Genomic DNA, 17,555 nt, shown 5'->3' with positions numbered 1-17,555 from the left:
AGTGATGGCGATGGCTTAACAGACTGTGAGGAAACTACAGGAATAGACGATCCAAGTACCCCAGACGATCCAACGACGTTCCCAGGCGGACCAACGAGTGATCCAAACGATCCATGTAGTCCAATAATTACTGGATGCGAATCCTCGATTAGAGTTACTAAGGTAGCAGATGTTAGAGGTACTTCTCTAGGTGATATAATTGATTATGTTATTGAAGTTGAGAATACTGGAGATTTTGATTTAACAGGAATTTCATTGATAGATACATTTACCGATGCAAATGGAAATAGTATATCCTTAACCGAAGATGTTGATTTTATAGAGGCAAGTTTAGGTAGTCCGGATGGTACACTCTTGGTAGGCGAGATAGCAACTTATACAGCAAGTTTTATGATAGATCAAGAAGCTATTAATGCTGGAGGTGTAAGTAATAGTGTAGTAGTATCGGGTACAAACCCACGAACAGGTGTAGTATCTGATGTTAGTGATGATGGAGATGATTTTGATGGGAATACCAATGATGATCCAACATTTACCGAGCTAGGTTGTTTACTTGTGTTCAACGAATTTTCCCCCAATGGAGACGGTGATAATGATACTTTAATTATAAACTGTATTTCTAATTACCCTAATAATAAATTAGAGGTTTATAACAGATGGGGTAATTTAGTTTACGAAAAACGAGCTTATAATAATGATTGGGATGGTACATCAAACGGACGAGCTACCTTAAACACTGAAGATAAGCTTCCATCGGGTACTTATTACTATGTGTTGGATTTTGGAGATGGTTCAGAGCCTAAAGTTGGATGGTTATATATAAACAGATAATAAGGTAAATCACTAAAAAATTAAAAAAATGATACACACATCATCATATATAAAAAGTTTAATTTTAGTAGTGTTTACTACACTATTAAGTTTAAAAGTTGTAGCACAACAAGATCCCCAGTATACACAGTACATGTATAATACAATGAGTGTAAATGCGGCTTATGCAGGTCAAAGAGATGTTTTAAGTGCCGCTGCATTATACAGAACACAATGGGTGGGTATCGATGGGGCACCAAAAACAATAACATTCGGTATTCACTCGCCTTTAAAAAATGAACGCTTAGGATTAGGTTTAAATATTATCAGTGATCAATTAGGGCCAGCAGAAGAAACTAGCATAGATGCTAATTTCTCTTATACCATACCAGTTAATGAAACGGGAGATTTAGAATTATCGTTTGGCGTTAAGGGAGGATTACATATTTTAGATACAGATTGGAGCAAAGGTGTTTTTCAAAATCCAGATAGGTTATTCAATGAGAATATTAATTTAATATCACCAACATTAGGTGCAGCCATGTATTTACATTCAGATAAATGGTACTTAGGTTTATCTGTACCTAATATATTAAATACAGAACATTATGATGATTTTCAAGAGTCTATAGCTACAGAACGACTTCATTATTTTTTAATAGGAGGTTATGTTTTTGATTTGAGTGATCGTACAAAGCTAAAGCCAGCATTTTTAGTTAAAGGCACGTCAGGAGCACCAATTATTGCTGATTTATCAGTAAATGCACTTTTTAATAATAAATTTACCTTAGGAGCTGCTTACAGATGGGATGATTCCTTTAGTGGTCTTGTGGGGTTTCAACTAAGTAACGGTTTGTTTGTAGGTTATGCCTATGATGCGACCACTACAGCTTTAAATAACTATAATAGTGGAACGCATGAAATTATGCTAAGATTTGAATTACAACAAATAGGTAAAATTTTATCACCAAGATTCTTCTAAAAAGGTACTGATATGAAAAAAAGAATACACATACTTTCTATTTTAACTATTTTGACATTTGGGTTTTCAAATGCCCAAAAAAGTAAAGTTTCAAGTGCAACGAAGAAATACAATAAGCTTTCTTATATTGATTCAAGGAGTACCTTATTAGAATTAGCCAATAAAGAAGGAGCATCTCCAGAGGTTATAGAACAATTGGCTAATACCTTTTATTTTAATTCCGAAATGGAAGATGCCGCTAAATGGTATGCAAAACGCATTGAAATGGGCTCCCAGATTAATCCTGAAAACTATTTTAGATATGCCCAAAGTTTGAAAGCTCTAGAAAAATACAAAGAAGCTAATGCTGTACTTAGAACTTTTGCTACACTAAAGCCCGATGATTCCAGAGGAATAGAATTTTTGAATAACACAGGCTATCTTGAAGCGATAGAAAGTATGTCTCAAGATTATCCTTTGGAGAATCTAGAGATTAATACCCCTTTTTCTGATTTTGGAGCATCTTTGTACAAAGGTAATTTGGTTTTTGCTTCATCAAGAGATATAACTGGGAAAGTATACAATTGGAATGCACAACCATTCTTAGATGTGTTTGAGTTGGATGCAGAAGGTAATGTTAAAGAGGTAAAAGGGGATATTAATACAAAATACCATGAATCTTCAACGACATATACCAAAGATGGGAATACGATCTATTTTACCAGAAATAATTTTTATAAAGGTAAGTTTAAAAAGAATAGCGATAATACACATACACTAAAGATTTATAAAGCTACTTTGGTAGATGGTAAATGGACTAATATTGAATCGCTACCTTTTAACAATGACGAATATAGTGTAGCGCATCCTACATTAAGTGTGGATGAAAAAAAGTTATATTTTGCTTCAGATATGCCAGGAACAAAAGGGATGTCTGATATTTTTGTTGTAGATATTAATGAAGATGGAAGTTATGGAGATCCATTGAATCTAGGGCCAAGAGTTAATACTGAAGGAAGGGAGAATTTTCCTTTTGTTAGTGATAAAGGTATTTTATATTTTTCCTCAGATGGACATTTAGGGTTAGGAGGCTTAGATGTTTTTAGGATAGAAGCTGATGATATTAAATCGGGTATACTTAAAAATATAGGACAACCTATTAATAGTCCAAAAGATGATTTTGCCTATATAATAAATGAGTCCTCAGGAAAAGGATATATTTCTTCAAATAGAGAAGGAGGAAAAGGAGATGATGACATATACAGCTTTGTAATTCCAGATTGTAAATATGATGTTACAGGTACTGTTATCGATAAAAAAACAAACGAAATTTTAGCTAATACAAATATTACACTGAAAGACGAAAATAATAATGTATTAGAATATCTTAAAAGCGATAACTCAGGTACGTTTAAATTTAGTCTTAGCTGTAAAGGGCAAACCTATATTGTAGAAGCTCAAAAAGAAAAATATGAAGATGATTTTACTGATTTTACAGTAGAAACTAAAAATGGTAAAGATTTAAAACTAAAATTAGCTTTAGAGCCCAGTGCAGCAAAAATAGGTACAGATTTTGCCTTGCTGTTAAATTTAAACCCTATTTATTTTGACTATGATAAATCATTTATTAGACCAGATGCTGAAATAGAATTAGCCAAGGTTATTAAATATATGAAGGAGTATCCAAGTGTAAAGATTGATGTAAGATCCCACACAGATTCCAGAGGAAGAGATACTTATAATTTATCACTTTCGCAACGTAGAAATAAATCCACTATAGAATATATCATTAATGAAGGCGGTATTTCAGCAGATAGGGTGTCTGGAAAAGGATATGGAGAAACAAGATTAACAAACCGTTGTTCTAACGGTGTTAAATGTTCAAAGTCAGAACATCAAGCAAATAGGCGAAGCGAATTTATAGTGGTAGAAAATTAAAATAACCATCAACTTTAAAAAGGCATCTAAATTTATTTAGGTGCTTTTTTTTATTTATTAAAACGAACAAAACAAATAATTTTTTTGTTCGTATTTTTGCTACACTATGGAAGAAGAAAAAGTAATTCTTGTAAACGAACAAGATGAACAGATAGGATTAATGCCTAAAATGGAGGCTCATGAGAAAGCACTTTTACATCGTGCGTTTTCAGTTTTTATTTTTAATGAAAATAATCAATTGATGCTTCAACAAAGAGCCTTGGATAAATATCATTCTCCTGGACTATGGACAAATACATGTTGCAGCCACCAAAGAGATGGGGAAACAAATATTGAGGCAGGTAAGCGTAGACTTCAAGAGGAAATGGGCTTTACTGTAGATTTAAAAGAATCTGTTTCATTTATTTATAAAGCACCGTTTGATAATGGATTAACAGAGCATGAATACGATCATGTTTTATTGGGTAAATACAACGGTATACCTAAGATAAATCCCGAAGAAGTTGCTAATTGGAAATGGATGTCTTTAGAGGAAGTTAAAAACGATATGACAATACATCCAGAGGATTACACTGCTTGGTTTAAAGTAATTTTTGATAAATTTTACCAACATATTAATATTAATTTATGAAGGTAACTGTTAGTAGAAAAGCGCATTTTAATGCAGCGCATAGGTTATATAGACAAGACTGGAGTTTTGAGAAAAATGATGCAGTTTTTGGTAAGTGTAATAATCCCAATTATCACGGTCATAACTACGAACTCATAGTAAGCGTAACAGGGAATATAGATAAGGAAACAGGTTATGTGATTGACATGAAAGTGCTAAAAGACATCATAAAGAGCGAAGTAGAGGATGCCTTTGATCATAAAAACCTTAATCTTGAAGTACTAGAGTTTAAAAGTTTAAATCCAACTGCTGAAAATATAGCTGTAGTTATCTATAATAAAATGAAAACTAAATTGGATAGTGGTTTAGACCTACAAATAACGCTTTACGAAACCCCGCGTAATTTTGTAACTTATTCAGGAGAATAGAACTGAACAAGTAGTATATACTCGTAATATATTTACACTTATCCAAATGAAATTTATTATGTAAAAGCTATATAATTGAAAGTATATGTTTAGATTTACAATAAATAAAACCTATAATTATGGCAAATGTAAGAGACCTTAAAAAAGATATAAACTATGTGTTGGGAGATATTATAGAAGCTGTCTACATATGGGAGTATCAAAATACAGATAAAGACACCAAAAAGAGTGAGGCTATTATAGATGAAGCTATCGAAACCTTTGATGAATTAATTGCTAAAGTTAATGATAGAAGCGTAGAGAATAAAAAAGCTCATTTTAAAGCTATTAATGAAGAATTGGAAAGTAAAGGAAAGACTTTAATAGATAAAATCAATAAACTAGGGTAGACTAAAAACGAATATTCGTTTCATTCTGACTAAAAAAAGCCTTAAAATTAAATTTTAAGGCTTTTTTTGTTCTATTTCATTCTTCTTACGCTCTTCTAAAAAGTTTTCAAGTTTTTTGCCGTATTTAGAATTTTTGATTTTAGGAGTTAACGACTTATGAATAGTATCCAATAAATTAGTATTAGCATCATAAATCTTAGCCAAAGCTAAATAAGGCGCAATTTCGTTATCATTATGATTTAAGGCAAAATTAACAGTTTGTAAATATCTACTTTTCATAACGCTAATTTGCTTCTTCTCTACGGCATTTATAACTCCAGTATCTCCAGTTTTCTTAGCTTCAAAACTTTCCTTTATTAAATCTAAATTTCTATTATTTAAGCGAGACATCAACTTTTGATAGTCTTCAAGAAGTTTTTGGTGTTCAGAACCCTTAATATCAGCATCTGCAACAAACCTTTTTAAAGTAGTATTAATTTCAATAACACCTTTATCTGTAAAAAAGTTAATTCGCTCTTCATCCTTAGAGTTTTTGTCAAGATCTAAAAAGAATAAATCGGGTTCATCTAAATCTGCGTACAATTCAAATTCTGAATTACCATTTATTAGTATGGAATCCTCTGTTACTAAAATGGTATCTGCAAGACGTTTTAAGTATACAGTCCCTTTTTTTAAACCTTTAATATTAGCTTTTACAGTTAAATCCTTAGAGGTTTTAGAACATGCAAAAATAGATATAATAAGTAACAGAATGCCGTATTTTTTCATATGTAAAGTGTAGTTAGGAGCGCAAATATCTTAATAATTATTAAAAGTTTACTAACCACCAGCAGCAATTTTCATAAGTTCGGCACAAAGCATTGCACCATAGGTTCCTACAACATATCCAAAAACGGCTAATAGTACGCCCACAGTTGCTAGGGATGGATGGAACGCAGCTGCTACAACAGGTGCAGAAGCAGCACCTCCTATGTTGGCTTTACTTCCAACAGCTAAGAAAAAATATGGTGCCCTTATAATTTTTGCAACTAGAAATAGAAGACCAACATGAATAGCCATCCATACCAGCCCAACAAAAATTAGACCTGGGTTTTCTACAATTTTTGTCAAATCCATCTTCATTCCAATACTAGCAACTAGTATATAAATAAACACACTGCCAATTTTACTGGCACCAGCACCCTCGTAGGTTTTAAACTTTGTGAAGGACATTAAAATTCCAAGTATGGTAGCTATAGTAATCATCCAAAAAAATTGTGAACCAAAAGAGGATAAAGCTGAAGATTTATCTCTAACCGTTTCAAAATTATTCGTTAAATACCCTGAAATATTATTAGCTCCAAAATGGGCAATACCAACAATGGTAAATGCAATGCCAAGAATAACCATTAAATCAGTTAAAGTTGGGGTTCTTGAAATTTTTTCAGAATAGGAAGATACACGTGCTTTAAGATCTTCAATAGCACTATTATCAGCTTTTAACCATTTATCAATCTTTTTAGATTTACCGATACCCAATAATAAAATCGCCATCCAAATATTAGCAACTACAATATCAACAATTACCATTCCAGCGTAATTTTCTGTATTAAATTTATAAATTTCAAGCATAGCTGCTTGATTTGCCCCACCACCAATCCAACTTCCTGCAAGTGTTGCTAAACCACGCCATACTGCATCAGGACCAACACCACCAACAGTCTCCGGAGATACTATTGATATTAATAGAATGGCCAATGGGCCTCCAATAATTACTCCAATGGTACCTGTTAAAAACATAATTAAAGCTTTGGGTCCCAGATTATAAATTGCTTTTAAATTTATGCTCAAGGTCATTAAAACTAGAGCTGCAGGTAGTAAAAACCTACTGGCTATATAGTAAACTTGCGATTTATGTTTAATAACTTCTCCAGCTGAATTAGTAGAAGTCCACTCGGGAGCTATAACACCTAAGGTGGTGAGTGCACCTGGCAGCATGTAAGCCATCAGAAGAGCGGGGATATATTTATAAAATTTTTTACAAAATGAATTTGAGCTTGAAGAGGTGTAAAACACAAAACCTAATGCTAGCATGAGTAGACCAAATACAATGGTATCTTGGGTAAATATTGGTTGGTTTTCCATAGATGAATTAAAAAAACTAATATAAATAAAAATATGAAATCAGAACTTTGGCACAGTAATTGTTTTAAATAGATCAGTTACATTTCAATTACTAGTTTATTGAGTGGTTACTTTAAACTTTAGAATTGTAATTTCATATTTTGGTTGGTTAGTTAGTAAAAAAGCACCTTTTTAGGTGCTTTTTTTATGCCTCAAAGAAAATAAAACAATGTATTTCGTCGATAATATGTTATATGTCGACGAATTGTGTTAATAAAAGGTGTATTTCATCGATTTTTTGTGTTTTTTGTCGTTTTCATTCAATAAGGTTTTTATATTTGAATTGTACTAAATAACATACTTTTTAGTTCAATGGATTAATTAATTAATATTTGCATTATGTTGTTGATGTGGAGACCCCAAATCTAGCACATAATATAAAAGCAAATTAAGAAAGAACCGAGTTTGAGGGAACTCGGTTTTTTTGTGGAATAATGCGAAATGTTAAATTAATTCTGGGACCTATCTGCCTCGTAGTTTTTGGAATTTGATGTAACCAGTTTTTTTGTGTGAAGCCTTGCATTAAAAGTACACTACCGTGTTTTAGTACTATCTTTTCTTTTAATAATTTATCTTTTTTGTGTTTAAAATGAAATGGGCGTTCTTCCCCAAAAGTTAATGAAGCAATTATAGGTTTTTCTCCCAATGATTTTTCATCATCAGCATGCCAACCATTACTATCTTTTCCATCTCTATAAAGGTTAGCTAAACAGCTTGTGAAACAGATGTTTAGTTCGGTTTCAATAACTGTTTTTATTTTTAGAATTGAACCTTTGAATGGTTTTGGGTACATCGTAATATTACTGTATGAATACGGGACTTTATTGGTAGCAAAAAATGAAGTTAGTCTGGGCTGATCATACACTTTTCCAAAGACTTTTATTTTGTCTTGCTGCCATTCCGTTTCAGTTTTTAAATTTTTAAAATACAGATCAGCTTCTTTTTTGTCAAAGAAGTTTGGATAGTAAGTTATATCTGCATCTTTTAAATTTAATTTTTTGGCATTTATTAAACGCATAGCTTTTATTTTCTAAATTAGCACAAATCGTTTTGTAAATGAAGCAATGTCTAGTTTTTTTATTCTTACTTCAGTTTTTTTTAGGGTACAGCCAATTACCTGATGGATTTGTATACGCTAACGACTTAATTCCAGATTTAGAGGTAGATTTAAAATATCTAGGGTCAGATAATTTTGTAGGGCAACCTATAGATGGCTATCGTAATAATTGTCTCATTTTAACTGAGCAAACTGTAGATGCTTTAAAAAAGATACAGAACGTGTTAAAACAACAAAATTTAGCTATCAAAGTGTACGACGGTTATAGGCCACAACGTGCTGTTAACCATTTTATGAGATGGGCTAGAGATTTAAATGATACTATAAATAAAGCTAAGTTTTATCCAGATGTAAAAAAGAGCGATTTGTTTAAGGAAGATTATATAGCATTCAGATCGGGGCATACCAAAGGTAGTACTATTGATATTACTATTATAGATTTAGACACAAAAGAGGAGCTTGATATGGGGAGTAAATTTGATTTTTTTGGTATACAATCATGGGTCAATTATAAAGGAATTACAGAAAAACAAAAACATAACAGGCAATTTTTACAAACTATCATGCTAAAATATGGCTTTAAAAACTACCCCAGAGAATGGTGGCATTTTACGTTAAAGGAAGAGCCGTTTCCTAATACTTATTTTGATTTTCCTGTAGAATAAAAAAGACTGTCTTTTCAGACAGCCTCTTTAATATTATCTCTTAAAACTTTAGATTTATATTGAAATATTTTAATCTTCAACTAAAACCCAATCGCCTTTGGCAATTAAAGGTTCGGCTTGTTTATACTTTAACGTTTTGTTTTCTCCGTTTAATACGTGTTTGATCGTAACACGATCGTTACGCCCAATTTTTGGTTTATCACGAACAATGGTTTCCACAACTTGTGGCTGGTGTTGTGTGTTTCCAGCGGCTCTACTCTGCGCAGAGCGTTCATCTAAATTAGGGATTTCTTCTTTAGATGTTTCTACTTTTTCCCGCTTTCTTGCTCTTGCTTCTTGAATAGTATCTTGGGTTTCATGAGGTAATTCTCCTTTAAATAAGAAAGAAATAACATCTTTATTAACTTCATCAATCATAGCTTTAAATAATTCAAAAGCTTCGAACTTATAGATTAATAAAGGGTCTTTTTGTTCATGAACCGCTAATTGCACGGACTGCTTCAATTCGTCCATTTTACGTAAATGTGTTTTCCATGCATCGTCAATAATGGCTAGCGTGATATTTTTTTCAAAATCGGTAATTAATTGCTTACCATTAGTTTCATAAGCTTTTTCTAAATCGGTAACTACATTTAGGCTTTTTACACCGTCTGTAAACGGTACTACAATACGCTTAAACTTATCACGCTGATTTTCATACACATTTTTTATTACAGGAAAAGCAATTTCTGCATTACGCTCCATTTTTTCTCTGTAATTTTCAAAGGCGGCTTTATAAATTTGAGCTGTTATGTCTTGAACAGATAGTTTTCCAAACTCTTCTTCTGAGATTGGAGCGCTCATTGAGAAATAACGAATTAATTCAAACTCAAAGTTTTTATAGTCGTTAGCATCTTTATTGGTTTGAGCAATACCTTCAGAAGTATCAAAAATCATATTCGCCAAATCCACTTGAAGACGCTCACCATGCAGAGCATGACGACGACGTTTATAAACCACTTCACGTTGTGCGTTCATTACATCATCATACTCTAACAAGCGCTTACGAACTCCAAAGTTGTTTTCTTCTACTTTCTTCTGTGCACGTTCTATGGACTTAGAAATCATGGAATGCTGGATTACCTCACCTTCTTTTAATCCCATGCGGTCCATCATTTTTGCGATACGCTCACTACCAAATAAGCGCATTAAATTATCTTCTAGAGATACATAGAATTGCGAACTACCTACATCTCCTTGACGACCAGCACGACCACGCAACTGACGGTCTACACGACGGGAATCATGACGTTCTGTACCTACAATAGCTAAACCACCAGCTGCTTTTACTTCATCACTCAATTTGATATCTGTACCACGACCTGCCATATTTGTGGCTATGGTTACCTGTCCAGATTTACCAGCTTGGTCTACAATTTCTGCCTCTTTTTTGTGCTGCTTAGCATTTAGGATATTATGAGGTATTTTACGAATACTCAACATTTTTCCTAATAGCTCTGAGATTTCAACTGATGTTGTACCAATCAATACTGGGCGACCAGCATTGGATAATTGTGTTACTTCCTCAATAACGGCGTTGTATTTTTCTCGTTTGGTCTTATAAACTAAATCTTCACGATCATCACGAGCAATAGGTTTGTTGGTAGGAATTTCAACAACATCCAATTTATAGATTTCCCAGAACTCGCCAGCTTCGGTAACGGCAGTACCCGTCATACCAGATAGCTTGCGATACATTCTAAAGTAATTTTGTAGTGTTACGGTAGCAAAGGTTTGCGTAGCATCTTCAATTTTTACATTTTCTTTAGCTTCAATGGCTTGGTGTAGTCCGTCAGAGTAGCGGCGTCCATCCATGATACGTCCTGTTTGCTCATCAACAATCATTACCTTATTGTCCATGACTACGTATTGCGTATCTTTCTCAAAAAGCGCATAGGCTTTAAGTAACTGGTTTAGGGTATGGATACGTTCGGATTTTACACCAAATTCTTTGAATAAATCTTCCTTAAGTTCGGCTTCTTTCTCTTTTTCTAGATTTTGCTCTTCAATCTTGGCAATCTCGATACCTATTTCTGGCATTACAAAGAAATTAGGATCGTCTTTTCCAGAAATGTATTCTATACCTTTGTCTGTGAGTTCTATTTGGTTATTCTTTTCTTCAATTACATAATATAACTCTGCATCAATTTTATGCATTTCTCGGTTATTATCTTGCATGTAGAAGTTTTCAGTTTTTTGCAATAACTGCTTTACACCTTCTTCCGATAAAAACTTGATTAAAGCTTTATTTTTAGGCATACCTCGATATACACGTAACAGCTGGAAGCCACCTTCTTTAGTATCCCCTTCCTTAATCAATTTCTTAGCTTCGGCTAAAACACCAGTTAAGTATTTACGTTGTACCCCAACTATGTCATCAACTTTTGGTTTCAATTCATTAAATTCATGACGATCTCCTTTTGGGATAGGCCCAGAAATAATTAATGGTGTACGTGCATCATCCACTAAAACAGAATCTACTTCATCTACGATAGCATAATGGTGCGGACGTTGTACTAAATCTTCTGGAGCATGAGACATATTATCACGTAGATAATCAAAACCAAATTCGTTATTGGTACCATAGGTAATATCGGCGTTATATGCTTTTCTTCGCGCTGCAGAATTGGGTTGGTGGTAATCTATACAGTCTACACTCATACCATGAAATTCAAAAATAGGTGCCATCCAGGCACTATCACGTTTGGCAAGGTAATCGTTAACCGTAACCAAGTGTACACCTTTACCGGCAAGGGCATTTAAGTATACGGGTAACGTCGCCACAAGGGTTTTACCTTCTCCTGTTTGCATTTCAGCAATTTTACCTTGGTGCAACGCTACACCACCAATTAACTGTACATCGTAGTGTATCATGTCCCAAGTAATTGGCTTTCCTGCAGCATCCCAAGAATTTGCCCAGGTAGCATTATCGCCATCAAGTGTTACGTATGTTTTCTCGCCAGATAGAGTTCTATCAAATTCATTGGCTTTTACTGTTATCTCAGTATTATGTACAAAACGCTTTGCTGTTTCTTTAACTACGGCAAAGGCCTCTGGGAGAATGTCGTTTAAAACCCCTTCGGTAACCTCATAGGCTTCATCACGAAGTTTATCGATCTGTTCATAAATATCTTCTCTAGCATCAATGTCTTCAGTATTTTCTGCTTCTTCTGTTAAGCTGGTAATTTGTTCGTTTATTGCAGACGTTGCCTCAGCTATTTTGGACTTAAACTCAATAGTTTTACCTCTTAATGCGTCATGCGATAAGGCCTCAAGAGCACTTTCGAATGTTTTAATTTTATCAACTAGTGGCGTTATTGCCTTTACATCTTGTTTTGATTTGTCTCCTACAAATACTTTTAAGACCGAATCTAAAAAACCCATATTGTATGTTTTATATTTTAACTAGGTTAGTCCTAGGTTTTATCTTTTTTTACATGCGCTTTAAAAGCGACTTTCAAAGATACATTTTGTAATACTTTTTTCTGTGGTAAAGGACAAAAAAAAAGCCTCAAATCGAGACTTTTTAACGGTTCTTTATGCTTTATTTTTAATATTCATCTTCATTCCAAAGATAATCCTCGTCAGTTGGATAATCCGACCAGATTTCTTCAATAGAATCATAAGAATCACCCTCATCTTCAATAGACTGTAGGTTTTCCACAACCTCTAGAGGGGCACCTGTTCTAATGGCGTAATCTATCAATTCGTCTTTAGTGGCTGGCCAGGGTGCATCACTTAAATACGATGCAAGTTCTAATGTCCAATACATTTCTTTCTGTTTAATTTTTTGCAAAAATAATTTTTTAGTTTAAACACGCAAGAAAAAAGTGAATTAATTAATCATTAATTAAAAGAACGTATCTCTTTGTACTCAAAACAGTTGAAATTATTCTTACTATGTTAATAATAGCAAAACGTTTCAGCATTTTTGTAATTAGTTATTTGGGCGTTACCACAACCCTTCGAAAGCTTCAGGGCTTGTGGTCGGGATTGCCTACAGTTAGGCTGGCTTTAGGCAGTCGCTCTCTCCTAAATACAGAATCTTCAATCACGCCATGGCGAGACCTTAATCCCTAACAAAAAGTAAATCACATTTTTTAACTGCTAATTCAGGATAAAAGAAAGAAGTATTACATCTTTTCAGGAATCCATTTAATTTCATTTGCTTGTAAATCGTGTGACAATTTCCGTGCCAACACAAAAAGATAGTCAGAAAGGCGGTTTAGGTACTTTAAAGCATTAGCTTCAAAAGGTTCTAATTCGTTTAACGCAGAAGCTAATCGCTCTGTACGCCTACAAACACAGCGTGCTATATGACAGAATGACACTGTTTGATGTCCGCCCGGTAGTACAAAATGCGTCATTGGTGGTAATGCCTCATTCATGTTATCCATTTCTTGTTCTAGAACTTCAATATCGGTTGTTTTTATTTTTTCGATATTTAAACGTTCTTTACCATTTTTTAAAATGGCCTTTTCAGGATCGGTGGCTAAAATAGCGCCAACTGTAAAGAGTTTATTTTGGATATCAATTAACACATTTTTATAATGATTGTTGATTTCTTGATCTCTTATCAAACCTAAGTAAGAGTTTAATTCATCAACGGTACCGTAGCTGTCAATTCTAATATGGTGTTTTGGTACACGCGTGCCACCAAATAAAGCAGTAGTGCCTTTATCTCCTGTTTTTGTATAAATTTTCATTTTTTCTTTTGCATTTTTTGAAGTCTATCGTTTCCTCATGGAATTTTTTCTAAACATGGAATTCTTATGTTTCATTTCTCTCAGTCTGCTTAGACGGTTTGAAATTGTTTTAATCAACATGAAAATTCCCAAAAGAATAAGAATAGAGGCCACTAAAATATTTTTGTTTTAAAGTTAAGAAAATTTAAACTCTAATTTTAAAATGTTCTTTAGCTTGCTCTTGTCTGAAGAATACCAGCCCCCATTGAAACGTATCAATTGTAGCAGTTACTCTTGGGTGCGCTTTAATAATGTTCCAGGCTTCTGTCATATCTTTAGACCAATGAATGTCATCAAAAATAAAGAGTGTATCGTTGTGGGCTTTGGGTAGCAATTTTTCAAAATAATCCAGTGTAGCTTGTTTGGTATGATTACCATCAAAGAAAATTAGATCGAATTTTTTATTAGGCAGTTGGGGTATTATTTTTGAAAATTCGCCATTAACAAGTTTCACATTGTTTAGTTGTATTTGTTTAAACTGTTTGGAAGTATATTTTGTAATTTCTGGGCAACCTTCAATAGTTATGATTTTTGAATTTGGGTTCACTAAACTCATAGCTTGTGTTGCCAAACCCATAGATGTACCAAGTTCTAAGATATGTTGAGGCTTAAAGTAGTTACAAATTCTAAATAATAATTTTGCATTTTTTTTTGAAATGGAAACGTGATTTACAATATCTACAACCTTCCTAGATTTAGACTTTAGTTTAGTACTTCCAGCTCCAAAATCTGTGATATCTATTTGATGGTTTTCATGTTTTAAGTGGTTTCTATAATCGGTTAGGTTAGAATACTCAAAATACTCTCTGTTGTCATAGAAGCATTTGGTAACCAAATCATATACAAAAGGAGAGTGTACTCCATGTTGGTTAGTAGATTTTAAAAGAAATTTTAGATAATGTTTTGCTTGGTAAAGCATATTTTTTGAATTCAGGGTTCAAGGTTTTAGATGTCCAAACATCTCTTTAACTAGGCGAGAAAGCTCATTTTTCAAGTTTTGCCGATAACTCAAACCAACGTTCCTCTTTAGTTTCTATAACATCAATAAGCTTCTGTAATTCTTGAGATAATGTGTTAATGTCATCTTGGGTTAAATCTGGGTTATTAAATTTGTTTTCAAGCTCTTTTTTATCAAAGGCTAAACTATTCAATTTGCTTTCAATATTTCGTAACTCTTTTTCTTCATTAAAAGATAACTTTGAGGCATCATTTTGTTTCCAAGATTGTTTCTCTTTTTTGTCCTCATTTGTTTTTACAATTGTGGGCTGGCTATCTTCATAAGCTCTATAGTCACTATAGTTGCCAGGAAAATCTTCGATAATACCTTTGCCTTTAAAAACGAAAAGATGATCTACTATTTTATCCATAAAGTAGCGATCGTGAGATACTACAATTATACATCCAGGGAAATCTAAAAGAAAACTTTCTAAAACGTTAAGTGTAACAATATCAAGATCGTTTGTTGGTTCATCGAGAATTAAAAAATTAGGGTTTTGTATTAAAACGGTACATAGGTACAAACGCTTACGTTCGCCTCCGCTTAATTTTTCAACAAAATCATATTGCTTTTTTCTGCTAAAAAGGAAACGTTCCAATAATTGCTGTGCACTGATTTGTCTTCCTTTTTTCAATGGAATGTAATCGCCAAACTCTTTAATAACATCAATAACTTTTTGTTCTTGTTTTATAACAATTCCATTTTGGGTATAATAGCCAAATTTTACAGTTTCCCCTTTTACAACTTTGCCAGAATCTGGTTTAGAGGTTTGTGTTAAGATGTTTAAAAATGTGGTTTTTCCAGTACCGTTTTTTCCAATAATGCCAACACGTTCTCCTTTTTTAAAGGTGTAATCAAAACTATTTAATATGATTTTATCTTCAAAAGCTTTTGATACCTTGTGAAACTCAAGAATCTTGTTCCCTAGGCGTTCCATATTTAATTCTAACTGGAGTTGGTGCTCTTTTCTTCGTTGATGCGCTTTGTGTTTTATCTCGAAGAAATCATCTATTCTTGATTTAGATTTTGTAGTACGCGCTTTAGGTTGTCTGCGCATCCATTCCAATTCTTTTTTAAATAACTGTTTGGTTTTTCCAACTTCTATTTCTTCTCGTTCTTTGCGCTCTTCTTTTTTTTCTAAGTAATAGGAGTAATTTCCTTTATAGCTATAAAGTAATCCGTTGTCTAGCTCTATAATTTCATTACATACGCGCTCTAAAAAATAACGATCGTGCGTAACCATAAAAAGTGTAATATTCTCTTTAGCAAAAAAATCTTCTAACCACTCAATCATTTCTAGATCTAAATGATTGGTAGGTTCATCCAGAATCAGCAAATCTGGTTTATTGATTAAAGCATTGGCTAATGCCAGCCGTTTTTTTTGTCCACCAGAGAGTGTACTTACTTTTTGTTCTAGGTTTTCTAGCTTTAGTTTAAAGAGAACTTGTTTGTAGAGTGTTTCAAAATCCCAAGCTTGGTGGTGTTCCATAGCATCAAATGCAGATTGGTAGTTTTCGGAATCTTCAGGATTTAAAAGTGCTTTTTCATAATTTGAAATTATTTTTAAAATAGGATTATCACTAGCTAAAATGGTGTCTTCTACAGATAGGGATTTATCAAAATGAGGGTCTTGCGATAGAAAAGATACTTTTATATCCTTTCTGTATGTTATACTGCCAGAGTCTGCTGTATCATTACCAGATAGAATGTTTAATATAGAGGTTTTTCCTGTGCCATTTTTGGCTACAAACGCTATTTTTTGGTCTTTGTGAATACTAAATGAAATATTTTCAAAAAGTGTGAGTTCTCCATAAGACTTTGATATATTTTCGACAGTGAGATAATTCAATGATTTAATATTTTATGTGTATCACAGATAAACAGCTAGAAAACCCGATTAAAGTTTTATTATTCACGATGAAAGGTTATATTTGTCGTACATCAAACCCCAAGGAATGAAGCAATTTATATGGTGTTTTCTGCTGATTTTTGGTCTCTCTTTAAATTCATGCATTACAAATAAAGACCTTGTTTATTTACAGGATAAAGGTACGATTGTTGACGATTCTGCGCAAATACAGAGTATGGTTATGCCATATAGGGTTCAGGTTAATGATATTCTTAGTATTAATATAAAATCTACTGATAGTGAGCTGCAACAATTAGTTGCAATTTTTCAACCAACACAAGAATCTAATGGGTTAACAAATTCTCAAAGTTTATATTTTAGCGGTTTTACTGTTGATTTACATGGGAACATAGAATTTCCTATACTCGACAACATTAATGTTCTAGGATATACAACAGAAGAAATAGAAGAAAAGGTAAAGCAAGCATTGTTAGATAAATATTTGAAAGACGTATCTAAAATCTTTATTAGTGTAAAATTGGCTGGTTTAAGGTATACTGTTACAGGAGAGGTGGATGGAGGAGGGGTACTTACTTTATTTCAGGAAAGAGTTAATATTATAGAGGCTCTTGCCAATGCAGGGGATATAAAAGATACTGGGGATAGAACAGATGTTTTGGTAGTAAGACAATATCCTGAAGGGCAAAAGATTCATCATATAGATTTAACAGATAAGGCCGCTATGAAATCTCCTTATTATTATATTAAGCCTAATGACATGATATTGGTTAAACCTCTTAAAAGAAAAGTGCTTGGTGCGGGACAGACAGCTTCACAAACTATAACTACTATAGCTAGCGTTTTTTCTGTTTTACTCTCGGCATATCTTTTAACACAGAATTAA

Annotated in this window: 16 protein-coding genes; 8 read left to right on the top strand and 8 right to left on the bottom strand. The window is 33.2% G+C overall.

Going from position 1 to position 17,555, the window contains the following annotated elements:
- The 6 genes from JS605_RS09065 to JS605_RS09040 all read left to right on the top strand — a co-directional run.
- The coding region (locus JS605_RS09065) for a T9SS type B sorting domain-containing protein (protein ID WP_203257375.1) at positions 1 to 831 on the top strand (831 nt) is incomplete at its 5' end.
- 28 nt (positions 832 to 859) lie between these two features.
- Positions 860 to 1,792 (top strand): PorP/SprF family type IX secretion system membrane protein, encoded by a 933-nt coding sequence (locus JS605_RS09060; RefSeq protein WP_203257374.1) that lies wholly within the window; start codon positions 860 to 862, stop codon positions 1,790 to 1,792.
- Positions 1,793 to 1,804: 12 nt separating this feature from the next.
- Positions 1,805 to 3,709, top strand: a complete 1,905-nt coding sequence (locus tag JS605_RS09055) for an OmpA family protein (RefSeq protein WP_203257373.1) — start codon at positions 1,805 to 1,807, stop codon at positions 3,707 to 3,709.
- Positions 3,710 to 3,815: 106 nt separating this feature from the next.
- Positions 3,816 to 4,340 carry an isopentenyl-diphosphate Delta-isomerase gene (idi, locus tag JS605_RS09050; protein ID WP_203257372.1) on the top strand — a complete coding sequence of 175 codons (525 nt, stop codon included), beginning with the start codon at positions 3,816 to 3,818 and terminating at the stop codon, positions 4,338 to 4,340.
- The gene (locus tag JS605_RS09045) at positions 4,337 to 4,747 is read left to right on the top strand and encodes a 6-pyruvoyl trahydropterin synthase family protein (RefSeq protein WP_203257371.1); all 411 of its coding nucleotides are present in this window, start codon (positions 4,337 to 4,339) and stop codon (positions 4,745 to 4,747) included. The genes idi and JS605_RS09045 overlap by 4 nt, the downstream gene beginning before the upstream one ends.
- A gap of 119 nt (positions 4,748 to 4,866) precedes the next feature.
- Positions 4,867 to 5,136 (top strand): hypothetical protein, encoded by a 270-nt coding sequence (locus JS605_RS09040; RefSeq protein ID WP_203257370.1) that lies wholly within the window; start codon positions 4,867 to 4,869, stop codon positions 5,134 to 5,136.
- A 54-nt stretch (positions 5,137 to 5,190) separates the two neighbouring features.
- On the opposite strand, the gene JS605_RS09035 is transcribed toward JS605_RS09040, so the two are convergent.
- From JS605_RS09035 to JS605_RS09025, 3 genes are all read right to left on the bottom strand, one after another.
- On the bottom strand, positions 5,191 to 5,904 hold the full coding sequence (locus tag JS605_RS09035; RefSeq protein WP_203257369.1) for a DUF4369 domain-containing protein: 714 nt from the start codon (positions 5,902 to 5,904) through the stop codon (positions 5,191 to 5,193).
- A gap of 51 nt (positions 5,905 to 5,955) precedes the next feature.
- The gene (locus tag JS605_RS09030; protein WP_203257368.1) at positions 5,956 to 7,260 is read right to left on the bottom strand and encodes a DUF819 family protein; all 1,305 of its coding nucleotides are present in this window, start codon (positions 7,258 to 7,260) and stop codon (positions 5,956 to 5,958) included.
- Positions 7,261 to 7,687: 427 nt separating this feature from the next.
- A complete protein-coding gene (locus tag JS605_RS09025) occupies positions 7,688 to 8,317 on the bottom strand; it encodes an alpha-ketoglutarate-dependent dioxygenase AlkB family protein (protein WP_203257367.1) in 630 nt (209 codons plus the stop codon).
- A gap of 38 nt (positions 8,318 to 8,355) precedes the next feature.
- Here JS605_RS09025 and JS605_RS09020 point away from each other — a divergent pair, with 38 nt between their 5' ends.
- Positions 8,356 to 9,021 carry a M15 family metallopeptidase gene (locus JS605_RS09020; protein ID WP_203257366.1) on the top strand — a complete coding sequence of 222 codons (666 nt, stop codon included), beginning with the start codon at positions 8,356 to 8,358 and terminating at the stop codon, positions 9,019 to 9,021.
- Between the two features lie 69 nt (positions 9,022 to 9,090).
- Here the strand turns inward: JS605_RS09020 and secA are convergent, their stop codons facing one another.
- The 5 genes from secA to JS605_RS08995 form a co-directional block, all read right to left on the bottom strand.
- Positions 9,091 to 12,444 carry a preprotein translocase subunit SecA gene (secA, locus tag JS605_RS09015; protein ID WP_203257365.1) on the bottom strand — a complete coding sequence of 1,118 codons (3,354 nt, stop codon included), beginning with the start codon at positions 12,442 to 12,444 and terminating at the stop codon, positions 9,091 to 9,093.
- 166 nt (positions 12,445 to 12,610) lie between these two features.
- Positions 12,611 to 12,832 (bottom strand): DUF2795 domain-containing protein, encoded by a 222-nt coding sequence (locus JS605_RS09010; protein WP_019387375.1) that lies wholly within the window; start codon positions 12,830 to 12,832, stop codon positions 12,611 to 12,613.
- A gap of 361 nt (positions 12,833 to 13,193) precedes the next feature.
- Positions 13,194 to 13,766 (bottom strand): cob(I)yrinic acid a,c-diamide adenosyltransferase, encoded by a 573-nt coding sequence (locus JS605_RS09005; protein ID WP_203257364.1) that lies wholly within the window; start codon positions 13,764 to 13,766, stop codon positions 13,194 to 13,196.
- A gap of 184 nt (positions 13,767 to 13,950) precedes the next feature.
- A complete protein-coding gene (locus JS605_RS09000) occupies positions 13,951 to 14,724 on the bottom strand; it encodes an O-methyltransferase (protein WP_203257363.1) in 774 nt (257 codons plus the stop codon).
- Between the two features lie 64 nt (positions 14,725 to 14,788).
- Positions 14,789 to 16,651, bottom strand: coding sequence for an ABC-F family ATP-binding cassette domain-containing protein (locus JS605_RS08995; protein ID WP_203257362.1), 1,863 nt, complete (start codon positions 16,649 to 16,651; stop codon positions 14,789 to 14,791).
- A 106-nt stretch (positions 16,652 to 16,757) separates the two neighbouring features.
- Here JS605_RS08995 and JS605_RS08990 point away from each other — a divergent pair, with 106 nt between their 5' ends.
- The gene (locus JS605_RS08990; protein ID WP_203257361.1) at positions 16,758 to 17,555 is read left to right on the top strand and encodes a polysaccharide biosynthesis/export family protein; all 798 of its coding nucleotides are present in this window, start codon (positions 16,758 to 16,760) and stop codon (positions 17,553 to 17,555) included.

This window comes from Hyunsoonleella ulvae (genome assembly GCF_016827605.1).
Lineage (GTDB): Bacteria > Bacteroidota > Bacteroidia > Flavobacteriales > Flavobacteriaceae > Jejuia > Jejuia ulvae.
Note: the sequence above shows the minus strand (reverse complement) of the source record. Positions and strands in the feature narration are given on the sequence as shown.